The sequence below is a fragment of the Janthinobacterium pasteuri genome (genome assembly GCF_051380775.1).
GTDB lineage: Bacteria > Pseudomonadota > Gammaproteobacteria > Burkholderiales > Burkholderiaceae_D > Janthinobacterium.
The window spans coordinates 234397-256057 of record NZ_JBNYXS010000001.1; the positions used below are offsets into that span (position 1 = coordinate 234397).

18 protein-coding genes are annotated in these 21661 nt (G+C 65.0%); 8 read left to right on the forward strand and 10 right to left on the reverse strand.

The window, feature by feature from the left end; all coding sequences use genetic code 11:
• Positions 1-30 precede the first annotated feature (30 nt).
• The 4 genes from ACQ4WN_RS01025 to ybaK all read right to left on the reverse strand — a co-directional run bounded on the left by ACQ4WN_RS01025 (position 31) and on the right by ybaK (position 2378).
• On the reverse strand, positions 31-321 hold the full coding sequence (locus tag ACQ4WN_RS01025; RefSeq protein WP_436549873.1) for a DUF427 domain-containing protein: 291 nt from the start codon (positions 319-321) through the stop codon (positions 31-33).
• Between the two features lie 67 nt (positions 322-388).
• Positions 389-1054 carry a DsbA family oxidoreductase gene (locus ACQ4WN_RS01030; RefSeq protein ID WP_436549874.1) on the reverse strand — a complete coding sequence of 222 codons (666 nt, stop codon included), beginning with the start codon at positions 1052-1054 and terminating at the stop codon, positions 389-391.
• A gap of 90 nt (positions 1055-1144) precedes the next feature.
• Positions 1145-1789 carry a glycerol-3-phosphate 1-O-acyltransferase PlsY gene (plsY, locus tag ACQ4WN_RS01035; protein WP_436549875.1) on the reverse strand — a complete coding sequence of 215 codons (645 nt, stop codon included), beginning with the start codon at positions 1787-1789 and terminating at the stop codon, positions 1145-1147.
• 97 nt (positions 1790-1886) lie between these two features.
• Complete coding sequence (gene ybaK / locus ACQ4WN_RS01040; protein WP_436549876.1) at positions 1887-2378, reverse strand: Cys-tRNA(Pro) deacylase; 492 nt, start codon at positions 2376-2378, stop codon at positions 1887-1889.
• 37 nt (positions 2379-2415) lie between these two features.
• On the opposite strand from ybaK, the gene ACQ4WN_RS01045 reads away from it, so the two are divergent.
• Positions 2416-3399, forward strand: a complete 984-nt coding sequence (locus tag ACQ4WN_RS01045; protein WP_436549877.1) for an endonuclease/exonuclease/phosphatase family protein — start codon at positions 2416-2418, stop codon at positions 3397-3399.
• Between the two features lie 8 nt (positions 3400-3407).
• Here the strand turns inward: ACQ4WN_RS01045 and ACQ4WN_RS01050 are convergent, their stop codons facing one another.
• Positions 3408-5924 carry a sensor domain-containing protein gene (locus ACQ4WN_RS01050; RefSeq protein WP_436549878.1) on the reverse strand — a complete coding sequence of 839 codons (2517 nt, stop codon included), beginning with the start codon at positions 5922-5924 and terminating at the stop codon, positions 3408-3410.
• Between the two features lie 392 nt (positions 5925-6316).
• Here ACQ4WN_RS01050 and ACQ4WN_RS01055 point away from each other — a divergent pair, with 392 nt between their 5' ends.
• The 4 genes from ACQ4WN_RS01055 to ACQ4WN_RS01070 all read left to right on the forward strand — a co-directional run bounded on the left by ACQ4WN_RS01055 (position 6317) and on the right by ACQ4WN_RS01070 (position 12067).
• A complete protein-coding gene (locus ACQ4WN_RS01055; protein ID WP_436549879.1) occupies positions 6317-7549 on the forward strand; it encodes an efflux RND transporter periplasmic adaptor subunit in 1233 nt (410 codons plus the stop codon).
• Positions 7550-7552: 3 nt separating this feature from the next.
• Positions 7553-10672, forward strand: coding sequence for an efflux RND transporter permease subunit (locus ACQ4WN_RS01060; protein ID WP_436549880.1), 3120 nt, complete (start codon positions 7553-7555; stop codon positions 10670-10672).
• Between the two features lie 364 nt (positions 10673-11036).
• Entirely contained in the window at positions 11037-11756 is a 720-nt protein-coding gene (locus ACQ4WN_RS01065; RefSeq protein WP_207781108.1) for an MgtC/SapB family protein, read from the forward strand.
• Positions 11756-12067 carry a hypothetical protein gene (locus tag ACQ4WN_RS01070; RefSeq protein WP_436549881.1) on the forward strand — a complete coding sequence of 104 codons (312 nt, stop codon included), beginning with the start codon at positions 11756-11758 and terminating at the stop codon, positions 12065-12067. The genes ACQ4WN_RS01065 and ACQ4WN_RS01070 overlap by 1 nt, the downstream gene beginning before the upstream one ends.
• On the opposite strand, the gene ACQ4WN_RS01075 is transcribed toward ACQ4WN_RS01070, so the two are convergent.
• Positions 12059-13456, reverse strand: coding sequence for a HAMP domain-containing sensor histidine kinase (locus tag ACQ4WN_RS01075; protein WP_436549882.1), 1398 nt, complete (start codon positions 13454-13456; stop codon positions 12059-12061). The genes ACQ4WN_RS01070 and ACQ4WN_RS01075 overlap by 9 nt on opposite strands.
• Positions 13449-14129 (reverse strand): response regulator transcription factor, encoded by a 681-nt coding sequence (locus tag ACQ4WN_RS01080; RefSeq protein ID WP_436549883.1) that lies wholly within the window; start codon positions 14127-14129, stop codon positions 13449-13451. Before ACQ4WN_RS01080 ends, ACQ4WN_RS01075 begins: the two co-directional genes overlap by 8 nt.
• Before the next feature lie 229 nt (positions 14130-14358).
• Here ACQ4WN_RS01080 and ACQ4WN_RS01085 point away from each other — a divergent pair, with 229 nt between their 5' ends.
• Genes ACQ4WN_RS01085 through ACQ4WN_RS01095 form a run of 3 tightly spaced genes read left to right on the forward strand, consistent with a single transcriptional unit; the run spans position 14359 to position 19841 of the window.
• Entirely contained in the window at positions 14359-15483 is a 1125-nt protein-coding gene (locus ACQ4WN_RS01085; protein ID WP_436549884.1) for an efflux RND transporter periplasmic adaptor subunit, read from the forward strand.
• Positions 15476-18577 (forward strand): efflux RND transporter permease subunit, encoded by a 3102-nt coding sequence (locus ACQ4WN_RS01090; RefSeq protein WP_436549885.1) that lies wholly within the window; start codon positions 15476-15478, stop codon positions 18575-18577. Before ACQ4WN_RS01085 ends, ACQ4WN_RS01090 begins: the two co-directional genes overlap by 8 nt.
• A complete protein-coding gene (locus ACQ4WN_RS01095; RefSeq protein ID WP_436549886.1) occupies positions 18564-19841 on the forward strand; it encodes a TolC family protein in 1278 nt (425 codons plus the stop codon). Before ACQ4WN_RS01090 ends, ACQ4WN_RS01095 begins: the two co-directional genes overlap by 14 nt.
• 66 nt (positions 19842-19907) lie before the next feature.
• On the opposite strand, the gene ACQ4WN_RS01100 is transcribed toward ACQ4WN_RS01095, so the two are convergent.
• The 3 genes from ACQ4WN_RS01100 to ACQ4WN_RS01110 form a co-directional block, all read right to left on the reverse strand.
• Positions 19908-20096: a hypothetical protein gene (locus tag ACQ4WN_RS01100; protein WP_436549887.1), complete on the reverse strand. Its 189-nt coding sequence runs from the start codon at positions 20094-20096 to the stop codon at positions 19908-19910.
• Positions 20097-20176: 80 nt separating this feature from the next.
• Complete coding sequence (xerD, locus tag ACQ4WN_RS01105) at positions 20177-21094, reverse strand: site-specific tyrosine recombinase XerD (RefSeq protein WP_436549888.1); 918 nt, start codon at positions 21092-21094, stop codon at positions 20177-20179.
• Positions 21091-21591, reverse strand: coding sequence for a methylated-DNA--[protein]-cysteine S-methyltransferase (locus tag ACQ4WN_RS01110; protein ID WP_436549889.1), 501 nt, complete (start codon positions 21589-21591; stop codon positions 21091-21093). Before ACQ4WN_RS01110 ends, xerD begins: the two co-directional genes overlap by 4 nt.
• Positions 21592-21661 lie beyond the last annotated feature (70 nt).

Here is a 21661-nt window from a genome sequence, read left to right on the forward strand (position 1 = left end):
TCTGTTGATTTTTATTGAGGATGAAAAGCGTCAGCGCTCGACGCTCACGCCGCGCCAGAAGGCGACGTAGCCGGCAATTTGCCTGGCGGCGTCCTTGGGCTGGGGGTAATACCAGGCGGCGTTGGCATTCGTCTGGCCATCGACGACGAGGTCGTGATAGCTGGCCGTGCCCTTCCACGGGCAGATGGTCGTATGGCTGCTGGGGCGCAGGTAGGCCTGCGTCACTGCCGCCAAAGGAAAATACACATTGTTTTCAACGATTTGCACCTGATCGTCGGTGGCTTGCGCGATGACGGCGCCATTCCAGCGGGCTGTTGGCATTTGACTATCCTCCTGCGCCGAGTGTAGCCGAAAATGCCCGCCATGGCGCGCGCCATTGGCGCCGGGCTCAAGCGCCGGCGATGATCTGGCGCAAGGCTTGCTCGAACACTTCGGGCGGCTGGCCGCCAGAAATCAGGTGGCGCTCGTTAATGATGACGGCGGGCACCGAGTTGATGCCGTTCTGCTGGTAGAGCTGCTCCTGCGCGCGCACCTCGTCCGCGTAGGCGTTCGATGCCAGCACCTCGGCCGCTTTGACGGTGTCCAAGCCCACCTCGCCGGCCACTTTCAGCAGCACCTCGTGCGAGGACGGGTTCTGGCCCTGCGTGAAATACGCATCGAACAAGGCCATCTTGAGTGCCTTCTGGCGCCCTTCGATTCCGGCCCAGTGCAGCAAACGGTGCGCATCGAAAGTGTTATAGATGCGGCCGCGCTTGTCCATGGAAAAGGTAAAGCCCAGCTGCTCGCCGCGCGCGCGGATCGCTTCGCGCGATTGCGCCATCTGTTCCGGGGTGGAACCGTATTTGCGGGCGATGTGTTCGCCGATATCCTCGCCTTCGGGCGGCATATTGGCATTCAACTCGAAGGGCTGGAAGTGGATGTCGGCCTGGACGGTGCCCTGCAGTTTGTCCAGCGCCTGCTCCAGCGATTTCAGGCCGATCACGCACCAGGGGCAGGAAACGTCGGAAACGAAGTCGATACGGATGGGAGTGGGTGTGACGGGAGTGGAACTCATGGTGGGCAGCCTTTGCGCGAGTCGGTGGCGGCTGCACCGCGCGGCGCCGCAAGCACAGCATATGCGTGCGGGCCGCGGGAAATCAAGCGCTTACTTCTTCATGGCGGATGCCTTGGCCGCGTCCTTCTTGCCGCCGATCTTGCTTTCTTTGCCGGAGAGCAAGTTCGCGATGTTCTGGCTATGGCGATAAGCCAGCAGCACGCTCATGACGATCACGGACAGCAAGATGGGATCGACACCGAACAGCAAGCCATAGTAAAACGGCGCGAACAGGGCTGCAACCAGGGCCGCCAGCGAGGAATAACGGAAAGCGTAGGCGATGATCAGCCAGGTGGCCAAGGTCGCCAGGCCCAGCCATGGATTGATACCCAGCAACACACCGAGGGCCGTGGCCACGCCCTTGCCGCCGACGAAGCGGAAAAGCACGGGCCACAAATGGCCGAGGAAAACGGCGATGGCCACCAGGGCCACGGCCGTGTCGCCCACGCCCAGCGCAGTGGAAAAATGGTCAGCCAGGAACACGGCCAGCCAGCCCTTGGCGCCATCGCCCAGCAGGGTCATGATGGCGGCGCCCTTGTTGCCGCTGCGCAGCACGTTGGTGGCGCCCGGATTTTTCGAGCCATAGGTGCGCGGATCGGCAATGCCGTAGACCTTGCTCATCACCACGGCAAACGATATCGAGCCGAGCAAGTAAGCGGCCACTGTCATTGCCACGGTTGTGATTACTGGATTCATTTCTTCCCTTTATTATGTTTATTGCACCAGCGTCGAGGCTGGCGCAGCAGAATATACACCATGCTCTATGCTCCGCAACAGGCTTTGGACGATTTCCTTAATCCTGCAGCGCGCACTGCACCGGCTTGGCGTTCAGTAAATCGAGCAGCACTTGCGGCGCCAGCGCGACGAGAAAACCGCGCCGCCCGCCATTGATATAGATGCGTTCGAGCGCCAGGATGGATTGCTCCACGTACACGGGCATCGCTTTTTTGGTGCCGAACGGCGAGGTGCCGCCGATCATGTAGCCGGAATGGCGCTGCGCCACCTCGGGCTTGCACGGCTCGACGGACTTGCAGCCGATGCCACGCGCCAGGTTCTTGGTCGATACCTTGCAATCACCATGCATGAGCACGATCATCGGCCGCGCCGCCTCGTCCTGCATCACCAGGGTCTTGATCACCGCGTGTTCCGGCACCCCCAACTCGCGCGCCGAGACGCTGGTGCCGCCGTGCTCCTCGTACGGATACGGGTGTTCTTCAAAGGAAACCTGATGCTTGCGCAGCATCTGCGTCGCCTGGGTTTCAGAAATATGCTCTTTTTTAGCCATGCGTGATACGCTGATCGTTCAGTGAGGAGTACTAATTATGCAGGAAGAAATCCGCTTTGCCACATTCAATGTCTGCAACCTGGCCCCGGCCGGGGTGAAATTGTATGACAACCTCGAACCGTTGAGCCCGGCGCAATACGAGGCCAAGGCGGAATGGACAGCGCGGCAGATCGACCTGCTCGGAGCCGACGTGATCGGTTTCCAGGAAATTTTCTCGCAAGCGGCCCTGCGCGACGTGCTGTCGCGCACGCGCCACTACCGCGACGCAACCCTGGCCGGCTACGATGCGATGGATGCGGCAGGACGCATGCTGCCCACGGTGGCGCTGGTGTCGCGGCTGCCGCTGGCCGGCGCCGGTGTTGCATGGACGAATTTCCCGGCCGGCGTGAGCGTGCCCGCCGACAGCCATGCCGCCGATGACAACGCCTGCCGCTTCGCCCGCGCACCGCTGCATGTGCAGGTGCACTTGCCTGGAGGCCAACTCACCGACGTGGTGGTGGTGCACTTGAAGTCGCGCCGGCCCGACTACCGCCATGGCGAAGGCAGCGACGCCGCCCACGCGCTGGCCAACCTGCGTTCGCTGCAGCGGCGCGGCGCGGAAGCGGTGGCCCTGCGCGTGCTGGCAAGCGAACTGGGCCACAGCGGCCGTCCCCGCATCGTGCTGGGCGACTTCAACGACATCGCCAATGCCGTCACCACGTCCATCGTCATGGGCGCGGGCGCGCCGTGCGAACCGCGTGGTGATATGCCGGAAATGCGCGCGCGCCTGTATGACGCCAACGCCATCCAGCGGCGCCAGGATGCGTTGCGCCATGTGGGCTACACGAATATCCATGACAGCGCCTACATGACGATCGACCACATTCTCGTGTCCGAACACTTCCACGCCGCCTCGCCGCGCGCCATCGGCGTGGTGCAGGAAGTGAGCTGCCTGAACGACCATTTGCTGCTGGGCCTGCCACACGCATCCGACCATGGCCAGGTGCTGGCGCGCATCAAGCTGCTGGGAAACATTGATTAATGCAACAACTAATGTAACAACGTCGCCAGCGCACTGCCCTCGACTTGCGCGCTGGCATAGCGCCCCTGGTATTGCTGGCAGCCCTGCGCCTGCAGATAGGCCAGTTGCTGCGCCGTTTCCACGCCTTCGGCTATCACCGTCAATTGCAGCTCGCGCGCCATGGCGATGATGGTGGCGGCGACGGCCGTGTCAGACCCGCCAGCCGCGCCATCCGCCGCAGCGGGCAAGAACGAGGGGTCGATTTTCAGCTTGTCCACCGGGTAATGGCGCAGAGTGGCCAGGCGCGAATAGCCGGTGCCGAAGTCGTCGATGGCCAGCCTGGCGCCCAGCGCGCGCAGCTGCGCCAGCACACCGGCCAGGCGCGCGCCGCCCTTCATCAGCAGCGCTTCCGTCACTTCCAGTTCCAGGCAGGCGGCAGGCAAACCCGACACGGCGAGCGCATCTTGCACGCTGAGCAATAAATTATTATGCAGGCATTGCGCCGGCGACAGATTCACGGCCACGCGCCAGGCCTGGCCCGCATCGTGCCAGGCGCGCGCGCGCAGGCAGGCATGGCGCAACACCCAGTTGCCAATCGACACCATCAAGCCGCACTCCTCGGCCACGGCGATGAAGCGCTCGGGCGGCAGCACGCCCAGTTGCGGGTGGCGCCAGCGCAACAGGGCCTCTGCGCCGAGAATCTTCCCGCTGGCGATATCGAGCGCGGGCTGGAACTCCAGCACGAGTTCATCGCGGCCCAGCGCGGCGCGCAAGCCTTGCTCCAGGCTGGCCCGCTCGACGATGTGCGCATTCATCTCGGCATTGAAAAACTGGAAATTGTTGCGCCCTCTTTCCTTGGCGTGGTACATGGCGATATCGGCGTTGTGCACCAGGGTGTCGATACTGTCGCCATCGCTGGGAAAGATGGCCACGCCGATCGAGGTCGACACATGCAGTTCGTATTCGCCCAGTTGATAGGGTTGCGTGACGGCATGCAGCAGGCTCGATGCCACATGGGCCACCTGGTCGATGCCACCCACCTCGGCCAGGATGACGACGAACTCGTCGCCGCCATGCCGGCTGACGGTGTCGACGCCGCGCACGCAGCGCACCAGGCGCCGCGCCACTTCCTTGAGCAACAGGTCACCCACGTGGTGGCCCATGCTGTCATTGATGTGCTTGAAATGGTCGAGGTCCAGGTACAGGATGGCCAGCATGCTCAGCTTGCGCCGAGCGGCCGCCAGCGCCAGCGACAGCCGGTCCAGCAGCAGCACCCGGTTCGGCAAGTCGGTGAGAAAATCGTGCTCGGCCAGGTGGCGCGTGTGCTCCTCGTTTTTCTTGCGCTCGCTGATATCGCTGAGTATCGCCAGGTAATTGCTCAATTGCCCTTGTGAGTCGCGGATGGCCGTCAGCGACAGCCAGGCCGGATAGCGCCCGCCCTCCTTGCGCGGACCCACGATATCGCCTTGCCAATAACCGTTGGCATCGACTTCGTCCCACACGTGGTCGAAAAACGCCGGCGCCTCCGGCTCCACGCCGTGCAGGACCAAGGGCTTGCCCAGCATGTCGTCAGGACTGTAGCCGCTGATCTCGCTGTACGCAGGATTCATGCTGACGACGCGCTGCTGCGGATCCATCACCACGATGGCCTCGCGCGCATGTTCGACCACCTGTGCCGACAGGTACAGGGCCCGCTCGGCCAGTTTGCGCGAGGAAATATCGCGGATCACGGCGTAAAACAGATAGGTATGGTCGAGCGTGACGGAGGTGAGCAGCACTTCGCTCCAGAACAGCTGGCCCGTGCACGTCTGATAGCGCCAGTCATAGCGGCAGTTGCCGTCGGCATGAGCCTGCGCCGCCAGCTGCGTGCCGCGCAACGATGATAATGCTCCATCGGGCTGATGCAAGGGCGAAAAGTCGCTGAGGCGGCGTCCCAGCAGCCGTGGCCGGTCTTCGCATTGAAACAGGGAGATGGCGGCCGGGTTGGCCTCGGCGATGTACTCGTCGCGCAGCAGTACGATGGCGTCGGCGGACTTGTCGTACAACTGGCGAAAATTGTCGCCCATCTGCAGCAAGGCACCCTGCGCGGTGCCATCCTGGCTGCTGGCCGTGATGTCGACATCGATGCACACCACTTGCCGCACTCTTCCGCACTGCATGACAGGGAACACGGTGGAACAGATGCAGCGCGGCGCGGCCCCATCGGCGTCCAGTTTCCACAGGCGCGTGCTGCGCGCCTTGCCGCTCTCCCACACGGCCGCCAGTTCGCCGGAGACATCCTCGGCCAGGCTGGCGGCCACCGTGGCCCACGGCTGGCCCAGCGCCAGCTCGGCCGCCACGCCATACAGGCGCGCCGCGCCGGTGCTCCAGTAGCGCACAATGCCGTCGCGGTCGATGCCGCGCACAGCCAGGCCAGGCGCCTGTTCGATGGCAGCAACAATGATGGACAGCAAGTCCAGTGCCTTGCTGGCCGGCCCGGCCTGCGGTTCGGCCGCGGCGAGCAGGCGCCCCGGCGACGGCGTGGCTCCGACAATCCGATCAGACATCAGCCCCCCCGTGACGCGGCCGCGCGGCAACCGGCGGGCGAATGGCCTGTCCGGTGGCGCAACCATCCCGACCATTCTTGCGCGCCGGCGAATCGGCTTCTTGAGGATGCGCAAGCATCGTGACGTGCGCGGCATGCATGCTGGCAGTGGTCTTTGGTCGCCGTTTTTTGCATTCCAGCCCCGATTTTGTGCAATCTGTCGCACGACGATGGCGGCCGGACTTGAATCTTCCTAAAGTGCCAACATGCGCATCGCCGTGAACGGCCGCAGCGGCAGGCGTGCTGCCTGCGGCCGCCACGGTGATGCGCTACCCGAATTCCCCCCGGCCAGCGACAGGCCGGCCCACCGAGACCTGGCGCCGAGCCCCTGCGCCGCTCCTGACTAAAAAACCTATGAAAAACGAGACCCTGCCCCCCGCCTCTCCCCTTGCCGCCACGCGCCGCCGGCGCTGGCGCACCCCCGTGCTGATCCTCGTCATACTGGGGCTGGCCGGCGGCGGATGGAGCGTCATGCAATCGAAGCAGCAAGCCGCCAAGGCTGCCGAATTGCAAGCGAGCAAGAAGAAGGAACAGGCCAAGACGCCCGTGCATGAACTGGCGCAGGGCGACGTGGCCGCCATCGATGCGCGCGCACTCAGCATCAGCCTGCCCCTGTCCGGTTCGCTGGCGCCCGTGACCCAGGCCACCATCAAGGCCAAGGTCTCCGGCGTCATCGAGGAAACGACCTTGCAGGAAGGCCAGCAAGTGGCGAATGGTCAAATCCTCGTGCGCCTGGATGCGGCCGACCTGCGCGCCCGCCTGACGCAGCAGCAAGCCATGCTGGACGAAGCGCAGGCGCGCCTGTCCATGGCGGCCAAGAATGAAGCGAACAGCCAGGCGCTGCTCAAGCAGAAATACATTTCGCAGACAGCTTACGACACCACGCAAAACTCGGTCGACCTGGCGCGCGCCAACGTCAAGTCCGCCGCCGCCATGCTCGATATCGCCCGCATCGCGCTGGCCGATACGGCAATCCGCGCGCCGATGGCCGGCATCGTCAGCAAGCGCCATCTGCAGGCCGGCGAAAAAGTGTCGCCAGACATGCCCGTCTACACCATCGTCAACCTGGCCCGGCTGACCCTGGAAGCGCCCGTGCCCAGCGCAGAGATTCCGCGTATCAAGCTGGGCCAGGACGTGCATTTCAAGGTCGACGGCTTCGGCGCGCGCGATTTCGCCGGCAAGGTCACGCGTATCAATCCCACCACCGAGAGCGGCTCGCGCGCCATGCTGGTCTACATCGCCGTCGACAATGGCGATGGCGCGTTGCGCGGCGGCATGTTCGCCAAAGGCAGCATCGTCACCGAGCGCTCGCCTGTGGCGCCGCTGGTGCCGTTGACGGCCGTGCGCAATGAAAAGCAGGGCCCCGTGGTGTACGCGCTGGTGAACAACAAGGTGGTTGCGCAGCCCGTCACCCTGGGCTTGCGCAACGAGGATGAAGGCTACGCCGAGGTCAGGTCGGGCCTGGTGCCTGGCGCCAAAGTCATCGTCGCCAGGCTCGATGGCGTCAAGCCGGGCCACGGCGTGACCTTCGCCGCCCCCGCCACCGCGCCCGCAGCGCAGGCAGCCGTGCTGGCACGGAAGGATTAAGCCATGTGGATGACCAAAGTCAGTATTCAAAACCCTGTCTTCGCCACCATGGTCATGGTGGCGCTGGTGGTGCTGGGCATCTTCTCCTACCGGGGCCTGGGCGTGGAAAGCATGCCCAGCGTGCAGTTCCCGTTCGCCGCCATTGAAGTGAACTACCCGGGCGCCTCGCCCGAAGCGGTGGAAAACGACATCACGCGCCCCATCGAGGATGCCGTCAACACCGTCAGCGGCATCAAGACCATTCGCGCCAACTCGTGGGAAGGACGCGCCGGCGTCTACCTGGAATTCGAGTTGTCGACCAACATGGACAAGGCCATGCAGGACTTGCGCGACAAGGTGGCCCTGGTGCGCCCGCGCTTCCCGAAGGAAGCCAAGGACCCGTTCATCGCGCGCGCCGAAGGCGACAACGAGCGCCCCATTGCCACCATCGTGCTGACCTCGACCGGGCATGACCTGCGCTCGCTGTCGACCATGACGGAGCAGATCATCAGCAAACGCTTCCAGAGCGTGGCTGGCGTGGGGCAAGTCAAGCTGCGCGGCTTGCGCGCGCGCCAGATCCTCATCAGCATGAAGCCGATCGAACTCAATGCCCAGGGCATCGGCGTCGATGAAGTCATCCGCGCCATCCAGGCGACAAATACCAACCTGCCGGCCGGCTCCATCAGCCATGGCGCGGCCGAACAACTGGTGCGCGTGGAAGGCAAGATCAAGGATGCGCGCGAATTCGGCAAGATCATCGTCGCGCGCCGCGCCATCGGCCCCGTCTACCTCGACCAGGTGGCCACCGTCGTCGACGGCGAGCAGGAAGAGCTGTCGATCTCGCGCATGAACGGCCAGCAAGCCGTGACCATGGAAATCACCAAGGTGCAGGATGCCAACGTAGTGGAAGTGGGTACCGGCATCCTGAAAGTGGCGGCGGACCTGCAAAAGACCCTGCCGCCCGATATCAAGCTGCGCGTGCTGGACGACGAATCGGAGCGCGTGCAAAGCCAGCTCAATAACGTCAAGCGCACCATCATCGAAGGCGCCGTGCTGACCATGGTGATCGTCTTCCTGTTCCTGCACTCGTGGCGCTCGACCATCATCACGGGCTTGACCCTGCCGATCTCCGTGCTGGCCAGCTTCATCGCCATGAAAGCGTTTGGTTTCACGCTGAACTTCCTGACCCTGATGGCGCTGTCCTTGTGCATCGGCCTGTTGATCGATGACGCCATCGTGGTGCGCGAAAACATCGTGCGTCATCTGGGCATGGGGAAAAATCACTACAAGGCGGCCAACGACGGCACCAATGAAATCGGCCTGGCCGTGATGGCCACCACGTTCGCCATCGTCGCCGTGTTCGTGCCCGTTGCCTTCATGGACGGCATCATCGGCCGCTTCTTCCTGCAGTTCGGCATCACCGTCGCCGTCGCCGTGCTGGTGTCGCTGTTCGTCAGCTTCACGCTTGACCCCATGCTGTCGTCCGTCTGGCGCGATCCCGTCAAGGACCGCTTCAAGTATGCGCCATGGCTGGGCCGCTTCATGGCCTGGTTAGAGACGGGCATCGACCGCCTGCACGTCTGGTACGGCAAGGTGTTGAAAGTGGCCCTGCGCTGGCGCAAGACGACGCTGGCCACGGCCGTCGCGCTGTTCGTGGGCAGCCTGATGCTCGTGCCGATGATCGGCGGCGAGATGTTCCCGGAAACGGACCAGGGCTGGGTCAACCTGCGCTTCAAGACGCCCGTCGGCTCCAGCCTTGAATATACGGATTCCAAGGTGCGCCAGATCGAAACGGCCCTGAAGGAATTTCCCGAGATCGACAGCCTGGTGGCCAATATCGGCACGCCCGATGGACGCAACGCGGCCGAAGTGAACCTGAAGCTGACAGATATCAAGACGCACAAGCGCCGCTCGCAGCAGGAACTGGAAAAGCTGATCCGCGAACGCCTGGCGCCGATTGCCGGCATTACCCTGTCGGTCGGAAATCGCCCTATCTTCATCGCCATCCTGGGCACGGACGAAGGCAAGCTCGATGCAGTGGCGCACCGCCTGATGGACAAGATGCGCACCATCAAGGGCCTGGCCGACATGGAGTACAGCCAGGAAGGCGCCAATCCGTCGACCACCGTGAAGATCAACAACGAGCTGGCCAGCGACCTGGGCTTGTCGGTGCAGCAGATCGGCAATGCCCTGCGGCCGTTCGTCGCGGGCGACACGGTCAGCCACTGGCTGGCGTCCGACGGGCAAAACTACGACGTCAACGTGCAGCTGCCCAAGTCGGGCCGGCAAAAGGTGGCAGACCTGGCCGACCTGTCGCTGGCGTCGAGCAAGCTTGACGCCAGCGGCAAGCCCGTCATGATTCCGCTGCGCCAGGTGGTCGAGTTCGTGCCGTCGTCCAGCCCGCAGGTGCTGAAACGCCAGGCCTTGCAGCGCCGCGTCGCCATCTATGCGGGCGTGCAGGGCCGCCCCGCCGGCGACGTCGACGCCGATGTGCAGAAAGCCATCAAGTCCATCGACCTGCCGCCGGGCGTGCGCTTCGACGTGGCCGGCAATGCGCAGCAGATGGCTGAGACCATGGGCGGCGCGATGATGGCGCTGGGTATTGCCGTGATCTTCATCTACCTGGTGCTCGCTTCGCAGTTCGGCAGCTTTTTGCAGCCGATCGCCATCATGGTCTCCCTGCCGCTGTCCCTGATCGGCGTGCTGGCCGCGCTCCTGATTACGGGCAGCACCCTGAACATTTTCTCCGTGATCGGCTTCATCATGCTGATGGGCTTAGTCACCAAGAATGCGATTCTGCTGGTGGACTTCACCAACCAGCGCCAGCGTGAAGGACTGGGGCAGTTTGAGGCGCTGATGGAAGCGGGGCAGGTGCGCTTGCGCCCCATCCTGATGACGACCCTGGCGATGGTCTTCGGCATGCTGCCGATGGCCATCGGCATGGGCGACGGCGGCGAATCGCAGGCACCCATGGGCCGTGCCGTCATCGGCGGCGTCATCACCTCGACCCTGCTGACCCTGGTGGTGGTGCCCGTCGCCTACACCTACCTCGACAGCCTGGGCAAGCGCGCCGCGCGCTTTTTCGGTGGCAGCGGCGGCGAGCATGCTGAATCCGCCGACGACGGCAAAGCGCACGCCCACTGATTGACCGGTCGCCTTCACCGTCCCCGCATTGGCGGGGACGACGCGGCGGCTTCCTGAAGAGAGCTTCAGTTGACCAAAGCGGCACCACTGGCTAGACTATCCCCCGTTATCAATGATATGGAGTGACTCGTGGGTGCTTGTTCCAGTGACAGTAGTCGATTGACCATCGGCGATCGGCCTTAGGCAAGACGCGCGCATTCCGCCCGCCTTGCCCACGGCAAGGTGCGGTTTTACCAGCGGCGATGCACATTCGCCGCCACTTCCCTCCTCATCGTTCCACCGTTATCGTCTGCTGCCCCCTTTCGGGGCGAATTGACTTCGCCCTTGCACTCGTGTGTTCCTCCCCAGCCGGGAGAAACTGATGGTGGTATTTGACTTTGCGCTGCGCGTTGCCGCAGCATTGACCCTGGGCGCCATGATCGGCGCCGAACGCCAGCTGCGCCAGCGCATGGCAGGCTTGCGCACAAACGCGCTGGTGTCCGTCGGCGCCTCGCTGTTCGTGATGGTCTCCGTACTCGAAGGCGATCCCGATGGCCACCTGCGCATCGCCGCGCAGGTAGTGTCGGGCATCGGCTTTCTGGGCGCCGGCGTCATCATGCGCGAAGGGATGACGGTGCGCGGCCTGAACACGGCCGCCACCCTGTGGTGCTCGGCCGCCATCGGCGTGCTGTGCGGCCTGGGGTTTGCCCTGGAAGCGGCCATCGGCACGGGATTCGTGCTGGTCGCCAACCTGGTGCTGCGCCACCTGGCGCAACGCATCAACGCCCACGGCAGCGAAGCGGGCATCGAGACGGAAAGCATCTACCGCGTCACGGCCGTGTGCGAGGCGGAGCAGGAAGTGCAGGTGCGCAAGCTGATGCTGCGCTTAATCAGCGGCATGCCGGCGCTGATGCTGCAATCCTTGCACAGCGAAGACGCGGCGCAGGCCGGGCGCATCGAAGTGCGCGCCGACCTGCTCACGCCCTTGTCCAGCCTGGGATTGCTGGAGCAAATCGTCAGCCAGGTCAGCCTGGAAGGCAGCGTCTCGGCCGTGCGCTGGGCGCTGGTGAATAACGCGGAATTTGTCGCCGAACGGGGAGTGTGATGATGAAAAAATTCTTCCATTGGTTTGCCAGGCGCGGTCCTGTCGTGGCCACCTACCGCCTGACCGTCACCTGCCCTGCGGCGCAAGCCGACCACGTGGTGCGCCTGCTGCTGGCCGAACTGAAAGGCGCGGGCCTGGCGCCGTCGCAAATGCTGCGCAGCTGGGACGAGGCCAGGCAGGTGGTGCAGCTGATCGCCACGGTGCTGTGCCAGGCCGTGCAGCGCGCCGTGCTGGTGCGCTTCGTCAACCGCGCGGGCGCCTGGCCGCAAGTGCGGCAGGTGCGCTGGGAAGGCGTGGCCCCCTCAGCTTGAAGCGGGCAGGCGCATGATGAACAGCGCGCCGCCACCGGGGCGGTTCTGCGCCTCGATACTGCCGCCATACGCGTGCACGATGGCTTGCGACAGGGCCAGGCCCAGGCCGAAGCCGGGCGCCTCGCCCGCGCGCGCCTGGGCGCCCCGGTAAAAACGCTCGAACAGATGCGGCAAGTCTTCCACGCCGATGCCCGCTCCCGCGTCGCTCACGCCCACCAGCGCATGCTCGCCCTCGCGCGATACATGCACGGTGATGACGCTGTCGGGCGGCGAAAACTTCACGGCGTTATCCAGCAGATTGGCCAGCACCAGGTCCACGGGACCGGCCGCCACCCGCGCGTGCACGGCCACACCTTCATCGAAGACAATGCGAATGCCGCGCTGCGCTGCCGGTTTTTCCAGGCGCTGCGCCGCCGCGCGCACGAGCGGATTGAGTGCGATGGTTTCCACGGCATTGCGCTCCTGGCCAGCATCGAGGCGCGTCAGCATCAGCAATTCTTCCACCAGCGTCGTCAGGCGCTGCACTTCATCGAGACAAGAGGCCAGCGCGTCGACATATTCAGCCGCCTCGCGCGGGCGGCGCAGGGTGATTTCGATTTCCGTGCGCAGGCGCGACAGGGGCGAGCGCAGTTCATGCGAGGCGTCGGCCGTGAAGCGGCGCTGCGCATCGTAGCCGTGCTCCAGGCGCTCCAGCATGGCGTTCAGGGTATCGACCAGGCGGCCGATCTCGTCTTGCGTGCCGGGATGGGGCAGGCGCTGGTGCAGGCTGGCTTCGCCGATCGAATGCGCCTGCCGCACCAAGTCGTCGATGGCACCCAGCACGCGGCGCGTCAGCATTTCGCCTGCCAGGCCCACGGCCGCCAGCAAGGCCAGCGCCATGGCGCCAAACAGCACGGTGGCCGCGGCCAGCACGTGATTGACGTCGTCGAGCGAACCGGCCACCTGCACCGCCAGGTGCAAACCGGATGCGGGTACGGGGATGGAAACCATGCGCAGCGGCTCCTCGCCAAACTTGGGCAAGGTTTCAAAGACGGTGTCGCCAGCCGCCAGGCGCGCCAGCAGGGCCGGTGGCGCCGGCAGCTGCGCCGCCTCCAGGTTGCGGCTGCGCGCCAGCACGCGGCCTTCGCCATCGATGATCTGCACCAGGCGGTCGAGCCGCATCAATGACGGCGGCGCCAGGCCCGACGCCACCTCGTGCACCTGCACGGGCTGGCGCGGCCCGGCCGGCAGCATGGCCATTTCCGTCTCGGCCAGCGCCAGCAGGGCCGCGTCGAGCTGGCCATGCACGGCGCGCGACAAGCCCCAGTAGCCGGCCAGTGCGGTACAGGCAACGATGGCGACGATGACGGCCAGGTGCACCCGCAGCAGGCGCTTGCGAAAGCTAGCCACCGCTGTTTTCCGCCAGGCGGAAACCGCGTCCGCGCACCGTGTGGATCAAGGGCGGCAAGCCCGCTGCATCCACTTTCCCCCGCAGGTTGCGCACGTGGACATCGATCAGATTGTCGATGCCGATCAGGTCCGCCTGCCATATCTGCTCGGCCAGGCGCGCGCGGCTGACCACTTCGCCTGCCTGGCGCAGCAGGATCAATAGAATCGCATATTCCTTGGGCGTGAGCACCAGCGGCGCGCCTGCCCGCGTCGCCTGGTGGCTGACAGGATCGAGCGTCAGGTCGGCCAGCGCCAGCACCAGCGGGCGGCTGATGTCGGAGCGGCGTAGCAGCGCGCGGATGCGCGCCAGCAGTTCCTCGAATTCGAACGGTTTGGTCAGGTAATCGTCGGCGCCCGTGTTCAGGCCCGCCACCCGGTCTGCCGTGGCATCGCGCGCGGTCAGCATCAGCACGGGAGTCTGGATGCCGCGCATGCGCAAGTCGCGGCAAAAATCGATGCCCTGCTTGCCCGGCAACATCCAGTCCAGCACGATCACGTCGTAATCGACGGCGTAGCTTTCGTCCTCGCCTTCCTCGGCGCTGTGCGCCACGTCGACCACAAAGCCTTCTTCCTGCAAGCCCCGCGCCAGCAGGCGCGCCGCCTTGCGGTCATCTTCCACCAGGAGGATTCTCATGCCTGCCTTTCGCGTCGCGCCTTGTTTTCCATGCTGGCATTTTACCCCGCTCCACGGCGTACACGCCTAACCTGAAGAATGATTCAGGCATTCTTGGGCGCTTCTTCAGGGGCACATTGCTATGCTTTCCCGGCGCTGTAGTGATACTGCCAGCGCTCCCCTTCTGACTGCCCGTCTGGGCACGGCATCCACGCATGCTCCATCACCATCAATAACAAGGAAACACGGGATGAACACGACCACCCGCAACGCCCTGGGCGCCAGCTACGCGCTCGCTCTCGCCTGCTCGGCCCTCGCCGGCTGCGCCAAACCGACGCCAGCGGCCATACCGCAGACCCAGGCGACGCATCTGGACGATGGCAGCATCGCCGTCGACAAGATGTCGCCGCTGCGCCAGCGCCTGCAGATCGCGCCCGTGCTGGAACAGGATATCGCCACGCAGACGGATGCGCCGGGCAGCATCGAAGCCATGCCGGAAAAAATGGTGAAGATCACGCCGCCATTGGCCGGCCGCATCACGCGGCTGCAACGCGCCCTGGGCGACAGCGTCAAGGCGGGCGACCCGCTGTTCACGCTCGATTCTGCGGAACTGAGCGCCGCCTACGCGGACGACAGCAAGGCCCGTTCCGCCCTGCAGCAGGCGCGCCAGGAATTGGAACGCCAGAAAACCCTGTTCGAGGCGGAGATCACCGCGCGCAAGGAGTACGAATCGGCCCAGGCGACCTACGACCAGGCCGCCAGCGACGCGCAGGCCAGCGCCGACAAGCTTGCCCAGTACGGCGCCGGCGCACGCGGTTCGCGCCGCGACTACGTCCTGCGTTCGCCCATTAGCGGCAGCGTGATCGCCATGGACGGTGCCCAGGGCGGCTACTGGAACGATATCAACGCACCCGTCATGACGGTGGCCGACCTGTCCACCGTGTGGCTGTCGGCCAACGTGGCCGAAAGAGACCTGGCGCAGGTGGCCGTGGGCCAGACGGCGCGCATCACCGTCGATGCCTGGCCCGGCAAGGCTTTCGAAGGCAGGGTCGCGTATGTGGGCGCCGTGCTCGATCCCGAGACGCGCACGGTGAAAGTGCGCGTGGCGATCGACAACCGCGCCGGCACCTTCAAGCCGGGCATGTTCGCCCACGCGCTGTTTTCCGGCACCAGCCGCCGCGCCCTCCTCGTGCCCGCGTCCGCCTTGCTGCAAAGCGGGCCGTCGACGCGCGTGATGGTCGAGCGCGGCCCGCTGCGCTTTGCGCCGCGCACGGTGGAAGTAGGCACCAGCCATGGCGGGCAGGTGGAAATCCTCGCTGGCCTGAAGGCGGGCGAGCGCATCGTCGTCAAGGAAGGAGTGCTGCTCAATGATTGACCGTTTCATCGCCACCTGCTGCCAGCGGCGCGGCATCGTCTGGCTGGTACTGCTGTTTGTCGCCGCCTACGGCGTCTACTGCTGGAAGCAGCTGCCCATCGAAGCCTATCCAGACATCGCCGACGTCACCTCGCAAATCGTCACGCAGGTGCCGGGCCTGGGCGCCGAGGAAATCGAGCAGCAGATCACGATACCGCTGGAGCGCGCCCTGCTGGGCACACCGGGCATGCATGTACTGCGCACGCGCAGCCTGTTCGCGCTGTCGCTGATCACGGTGGTGTTCGAGGATGGCAGCGATGGCTACTTCACGCGCGAACGGCTGCAGGAACGCCTCGCCAGCGTGAACCTGCCATACGACGCCAAGCCGGGGCTCGATCCCTACACTTCGCCCACGGGCGAGATCTACCGCTACACCCTGGAATCGAAAACGCGGTCCCTGCGCGAACTGTCCGAGCTGCAGTTCTGGAGCGTGATCCCGCGCCTGCAGCAGGTGCGCGGCGTGGCGGACGTCAGCAATTTCGGCGGTCTCACCACGCAGTTCATGCTGGAACTCGACCCCGCAAAACTGGACAGCTATGGCTTCTCGCTGGCGCAGGTCAAGGACGCCATCAACGCCAACAACATCAGTGGCGGCGGCAGCGTCATCGACCGCGGCCAGCAATCGTACGTGGTGCGCGGCGTCGGCTTGCTGCACTCGCTCGACGACATGGGCAACGTTGTCGTCAGCAGCAAGAACGGCGTGCCCGTGCTGGTAAAAGATCTGGGCAAGCTCGCCTACGGCAACGTGGAGCGGCGCGGCATCCTTGGCAAGGATGACAATCCCGATACCATCGAAGGCATCACCCTGCTGCTGAAGGATTTCAACCCGTCCGAGGCGCTGGCCGGCATCCATGCGGCCGTGGACGATTTGAATAACAACCTGCTGCCGAAGGACGTCAAGGTCGTGCCTTACCTGGACCGCAGTTCGCTGATCGACGCCACCCTGCATACAGTCGGGTTTACCCTGGGTGAAGGCATGCTGCTGGTCGCCCTGGTGCTGCTACTGTTTTTGGGAAGCCCGCGCGCGGCCGCCATCGTCGCGCTGACGATTCCGCTGGCCCTGCTGATCGCCTTCATCTTCATGCACCATTTTAAAATTCCCGCCAATTTGCTGTCGCTGGGGGCGATCGACTTCGGCATCCTCGTCGACGGTTCCGTGGTGGTGCTGGAAAACATGCTGCGCCGCCGCGAACGCGAACAGGAACGCCCCCTCACCCTGCAGGACGCCATCGAGGCGACCCTGCAGGTGGCGCGTCCCATCATGTTCGGCATGGCCGTCATCATCGCCGCCTATCTGCCCCTGTTCGCCTTCCAGCGCATCGAATACAAGCTGTTTTCTCCGATGGCGTATGCGGTAGGCGCGGCGCTGGTGGGCGCGCTGGTGGTGGCGCTGGTGCTGATTCCAGGCCTGGCCTGGCTGGCCTTGCGCAAGCCGCGCCGCACCTTCCATCACCGCGCGCTGGAAAAGCTGGCGGCCGCGTACGGGCGCTTCCTCGAGCGCATGGTGGGCAAGAAGCGCTGGGTGGCGATGGTGTGCGCCGCCTCGCTGGCGGGCCTGGCCCTGCTGGGCGGGAGCATCGGGCGCGACTTCCTGCCCTATCTCGATGAGGGTTCGCTTTGGCTGCAGGTGCAGATGCCGCCTGGGATCACCCTGGACAAGGCATCCGAGATGGCCAGTGAACTGCGCCGCGCCGCGCTGGAGTTCCCTGAAGTATCGACCATCGTCACGCAGACGGGGCGCAACGACGACGGCACCGATTACTGGACGCCGTCGCACATCGAGGCCAGCGTGGGCCTGCATCCGTACAAGAGCTGGAAATCGGGCCTGAGCAAGCAGCAGCTGATCGCCAAAATGAACGAGCGCTTCGCGCGCATGCCCGGCTATACGGTGGCCTTCATGCAACCGATGATCGATGGCGTGCAAGATAAATTGTCGGGCGCGCACAGCGACCTGACGGTGAAAATCTTCGGCAACGACCTCGACGAAGTGCGCCGCATCGCCGGCAAGGTGGCCAAGGTATTGAAAGGCGTCCCGGGCGCCTCCGACGTGGCGGTGGACGTGGAGCCGCCGCTGCCCAACCTGAAAGTGGAACTGGACAGGGCAAAGGCGGCCCGCTACGGCATCAATGCAGCCGACGTGGCCGACCTGATTTCCACCGGCATCGGCGGCGCGCCCATCGGCCAGGTCTACGTGGGCGAGAAAAGCTACGACATCGCCGTGCGCTTCCCGCCCGCCGCCCGCTCCGACCCGGATGCCATCGCCAAACTGATGCTCACCGCCGCCAACGGCGCCAGGATTCCGCTGGCGCAGGTGGCAAGCATCAGCACCACCTCGGGCGAAAGCGTGATCGTGCGCGAAATGGGACGGCGCCACATCATCGTGCGCCTGAATGCCCGTGGGCGCGATCTGGCCGGCTTCCTGGCCGAAGCGCGTCCCCTGGTGGCGCAAGCCGTGGCAGGCGAGCACCAGCGCATCAGCGTCGAATGGGGCGGCCAGTTCGAAAACCTGCAGCGCGCGCAAAGCCGATTGGCCCTGATCCTGCCGATGACCCTGGGCGCCATGTTCTTGCTGCTGTTTGGCCAGTTCCGCAACCTGCGACAGCCCGCGCTGGTCTTGCTGGCAGTGCCGCTGGCCATGCTCGGTGGCCTGGCCGCGCTGCACCTGCGCGGCATGACCTTGAATGTCTCGAGCGCGGTAGGCTTCATCGCCCTGTTCGGCGTGGCCGTATTGAATGCCGTCCTGATGCTGGCGCAGATCAACCGCTTGCGCGCCGACGAAGGCAAGAGCTTGCGCGACGCCGTGCTGGAAGGCGCGCGCGACCGCATGCGCCCCGTGTTGATGACGGCCACCGTGGCCGCCCTGGGCCTGACGCCCGCCATGCTGGCGACGGGCCTGGGCAGCGACGTGCAGCGCCCGCTGGCCACCGTGGTGGTGGGCGGGCTGGTGACGGCGACGGCACTGACCCTGCTGCTGCTGCCGGCCCTGTATTACCTGATCGAGGCGCACCTGCAAAAACGCCTGACCGACAAAGGAGTGAACCATGACACGTTTTAATGTACTGCTGGCGGCCTGGCTGATCGCGCCAGGCGCCATTGCCGCCCCCTTGAGCTTCGAGACCTATCTGGCCGCCGTGGAAAAAAATAGCCTGGAACTGCAGGCACAACGCGAAAGCATCACCTCGGCCAAGGCCGGCATCGGCATCGCCGGCCTGCGCCCCGATCCCGAATTTACCCTGGGCGCCACGCGCGAGACGGTGCGCAGCGTCGCGCACCGCCCCATCACATGGAACCCGGCCATCAGCATGGCCATCGAGACGGGCGGCAAGCGCGCCGCGCGGTTAAAGGCGGCGCACAGCAATGTCGCGCTGGCCGAGGAGACGGTGGCCGGCTTCAAAAGCGAACTGTATGGCACGGCCGCCGCCGCGTTCACGGAAGCGTGCCGCACACGTGAAGTGGCCGCGCGCAAGCAGCAGACCATGGCGGCCCTGTCGACGGTGGTGGACGCGAACGCCGTGCGGCGCATGGCGGGCGACGTGGGCGGCATCGAGCTGCTGCAGTCGCGCGTGGAACGCGACCAGTTCCAGGCCGAGCTGGCGCAGGCGCGCAGCGAGGCGGACAGTGCCATGTTGGCCCTGTCGCCGCCGCTGGGGCGCCAGTTTGATGCGCTGTTTCCGGACGCGCAGCTGGCCTGCGACTTCGCCGCGTATGAGAACAAGGATGCCAGCGTGCTGGTGCCACAGGCGCTCGACGCGCGCAGCGACGTGCGCATCGCCCGCGCCACCCTGGACAATCTGCGCGATGGCGCGGCGCTGGTGCGCGCCAACCGCGCCGTCGATCCCACCGTCACGCTGGGCCTTGCCGCCGCGCGCGGCTACCATGACGGCATCGACGGCAGCGGCAATCCCGTCGACGGGTCACCGCGCTCGCGCGCCCTCACCCTCTCGCTGGCCATCCCCATCCCCCTGTCGCGGCGCGACAAGGGCGACGTGGTACAGGCCGAAGCGGGCGTCACGCAGGCGATGCTGGCCTTGCGCCAGGCGGAACTGGCAGCGGAAACGCAAGTGCGCACGGCGCAGCGGCAGCTGCGTGCGGCGCAGGACCGGCTGGCGCGCTACCGTGACGGCGTGCTGGTCGATGCGCAAAAGGTGGTGGACGGCATGCGCCTGTCTTACGTCAAAGGCAATGCCTCGCTGCTGGAATGGCTGGCAGCGCAGCGTTCGGCCGATGACGCTTACCAGGGCTATGTGCAGGCGCGCGCCGATGCAGCCATCGCCAGCACGCAGCTGCAACTGGCGATCGGCCAGCGGCCGAGCTTATAGCGGGTAGAAAGTAGAACGAGAAGATACCGGCGCGGCAATGCCGCACCGGTCATCGGGAACGGGGAATTACTGCGGCTGGGCTGGCACGTCGGTAGCGTCATCGGCGTCGTCCGCTTCCGGCTCTTCACCCTCTCTGCCGTCGGCCGCCTTCGGATTGTTTTTCGCTTCCAGCTTGCGTCTGGCTTTTTCCTCGGCTTTCTTCTTCTTTTCCAGCTCTTTTTGCCGTTTTTCGTATTGGAAATTTGTCTTGGCCATTTACTACCTCTTTAGTTTTTAGATGTTACAGATAAGCACATAAGGCACATTATGACGTAATTGAACCAAACACCAAATGTTTAGCCTCGCGGATGGTGCCGCGCATGCAGCAGTTTCAGCCGTTCACGGGCCACATGCGTATAAATCTGCGTGGTGGAGATATCGGAGTGCCCCAGTAACAATTGCACAACACGCAAGTCCGCGCCATGGTTCAGCAAATGGGTGGCGAACGCGTGGCGCAGGGTATGCGGCGACAGCGGCGCCGTGATGCCGGCGCTCAGCGCATGCTTCTTGATGATGACCCAGAACATTTGCCGCGTCATGGCACCGCCGCGCCGCGTGACGAACAGCGCATCGTCCATCTGGCCGTCGAGGATGACGCCGCGCGCCTCCTTCAGGTAGCGCTCGATCCACAGCCGCGCCTGCTCGCCAAACGGCACCAGCCGCGTCTTGCTGCCCTTGCCCGTGATGCGCAGCACGCCATCGTTCAGGCTCAGCTCGACCGATTTCAAGTCCACCAGTTCCGACACGCGCAAGCCGCTCGCGTACATGAGTTCCAGCATGGTGCGCTCGCGCAGGCCCAGCGGCGTGCTCACGTCGGGTGCCGCCAGCAACGCTTCCACCTGCGCTTCGCTCAAGGTATGCACGAAGCGCGCCGGCTGCTTGGCCGAGACCATCTTCAGGCACGGGTCAGCTGCGATATGCTTCTGCCGCAAGGCCAGCTGGTAAAAGCGCTTGAGCACCGACAGGCGCCGGTTCGACGACGTCGCCTTGCTCTCGTCGTGGCGCGCGGCAAAATACGCTTCAATGTCAGCCGTGGACACCTCGTACAGGTTGTCGCGCCCGGGCCGCGCCACTTCCAGCCAGCGCGCAAACAAGCGCATGTCGCGCCGGTAGGCGTCCAGCGAGTTTTTCGACAGGCCGTCTTCCAGCCACAGGCTGTCGCAGAATTCATCGATCAGGGTGGCGTTGTCCAGCGCCAGCAGGCTGTTCATCATAAGTAAGCCGCCACGCCTTCATGCGCCAGCAGCCAGCGCTTCACGCCCAGATGAAAACCGCTGGCATCGTCTTGGTGGGCAAAGCCGCCCAGGCCACCAGCGGCCGTGACGCGGTGACACGGAATGAGCACGGGATACCAGTTGGCACCGCAGGCCTGGCCGACGGCGCGCGGCGCCGAACCGATCAGGCGCGCCACATCGCCATACGTGCGCACCTGGCCGCGCGGGATGCCCGCGATCGCCGCCCATACGCGTTGCTGGAAGGCGCTGCCCAGCACGGCCAGCGGCAGGTCAAAGACATCATCGGGGTCGACGAAATAGCGCGCCAGCTGCACGCACGCGCGCTCGGAGACGGCATCCTGCGCCGCCTTTTCGGCGAAGTGGGGCGGCAGGTAGACCAGTTCGCGCAACTGGCCGTCCTGCGCACGCACGCCCATGGCGCCGAATGGCGCGGCCACGATGGCACTGAACAGCTCACTCCCCTGTTGTTTTTTCATCTGCTAATCAAAGTTCAAGTGTGGCAAATATACAACCCTCAGGCACACGATGGTGCGCTCTGGCGATTAT

Bases quoted from the DNA above. Each gene is read 5' to 3' on its own strand.
- ACQ4WN_RS01060 (WP_436549880.1), top strand. From the start codon at position 7,553: ATGTGGATGACCAAAGTCAGTATTCAAAACCCTGTCTTCGCCACCATG.
- ACQ4WN_RS01110 (WP_436549889.1), bottom strand. From the start codon at position 21,591: ATGAAAAAACAACAGGGGAGTGAGCTGTTCAGTGCCATCGTGGCCGCG.
- ACQ4WN_RS01030 (WP_436549874.1), bottom strand. From the start codon at position 1,054: ATGAGTTCCACTCCCGTCACACCCACTCCCATCCGTATCGACTTCGTT.
- ACQ4WN_RS01085 (WP_436549884.1), top strand. From the start codon at position 14,359: ATGAACACGACCACCCGCAACGCCCTGGGCGCCAGCTACGCGCTCGCT.
- xerD (WP_436549888.1), bottom strand. From the start codon at position 21,094: ATGATGAACAGCCTGCTGGCGCTGGACAACGCCACCCTGATCGATGAA.
- ACQ4WN_RS01055 (WP_436549879.1), top strand. From the start codon at position 6,317: ATGAAAAACGAGACCCTGCCCCCCGCCTCTCCCCTTGCCGCCACGCGC.
- ACQ4WN_RS01045 (WP_436549877.1), top strand. From the start codon at position 2,416: ATGCAGGAAGAAATCCGCTTTGCCACATTCAATGTCTGCAACCTGGCC.
- plsY (WP_436549875.1), bottom strand. From the start codon at position 1,789: ATGAATCCAGTAATCACAACCGTGGCAATGACAGTGGCCGCTTACTTG.
- ACQ4WN_RS01100 (WP_436549887.1), bottom strand. From the start codon at position 20,096: ATGGCCAAGACAAATTTCCAATACGAAAAACGGCAAAAAGAGCTGGAA.
- ACQ4WN_RS01095 (WP_436549886.1), top strand. From the start codon at position 18,564: ATGACACGTTTTAATGTACTGCTGGCGGCCTGGCTGATCGCGCCAGGC.
- ACQ4WN_RS01025 (WP_436549873.1), bottom strand. From the start codon at position 321: ATGCCAACAGCCCGCTGGAATGGCGCCGTCATCGCGCAAGCCACCGAC.
- ACQ4WN_RS01080 (WP_436549883.1), bottom strand. From the start codon at position 14,129: ATGAGAATCCTCCTGGTGGAAGATGACCGCAAGGCGGCGCGCCTGCTG.
- ACQ4WN_RS01070 (WP_436549881.1), top strand. From the start codon at position 11,756: ATGATGAAAAAATTCTTCCATTGGTTTGCCAGGCGCGGTCCTGTCGTG.
- ACQ4WN_RS01090 (WP_436549885.1), top strand. From the start codon at position 15,476: ATGATTGACCGTTTCATCGCCACCTGCTGCCAGCGGCGCGGCATCGTC.
- ACQ4WN_RS01050 (WP_436549878.1), bottom strand. From the start codon at position 5,924: ATGTCTGATCGGATTGTCGGAGCCACGCCGTCGCCGGGGCGCCTGCTC.
- ybaK (WP_436549876.1), bottom strand. From the start codon at position 2,378: ATGGCTAAAAAAGAGCATATTTCTGAAACCCAGGCGACGCAGATGCTG.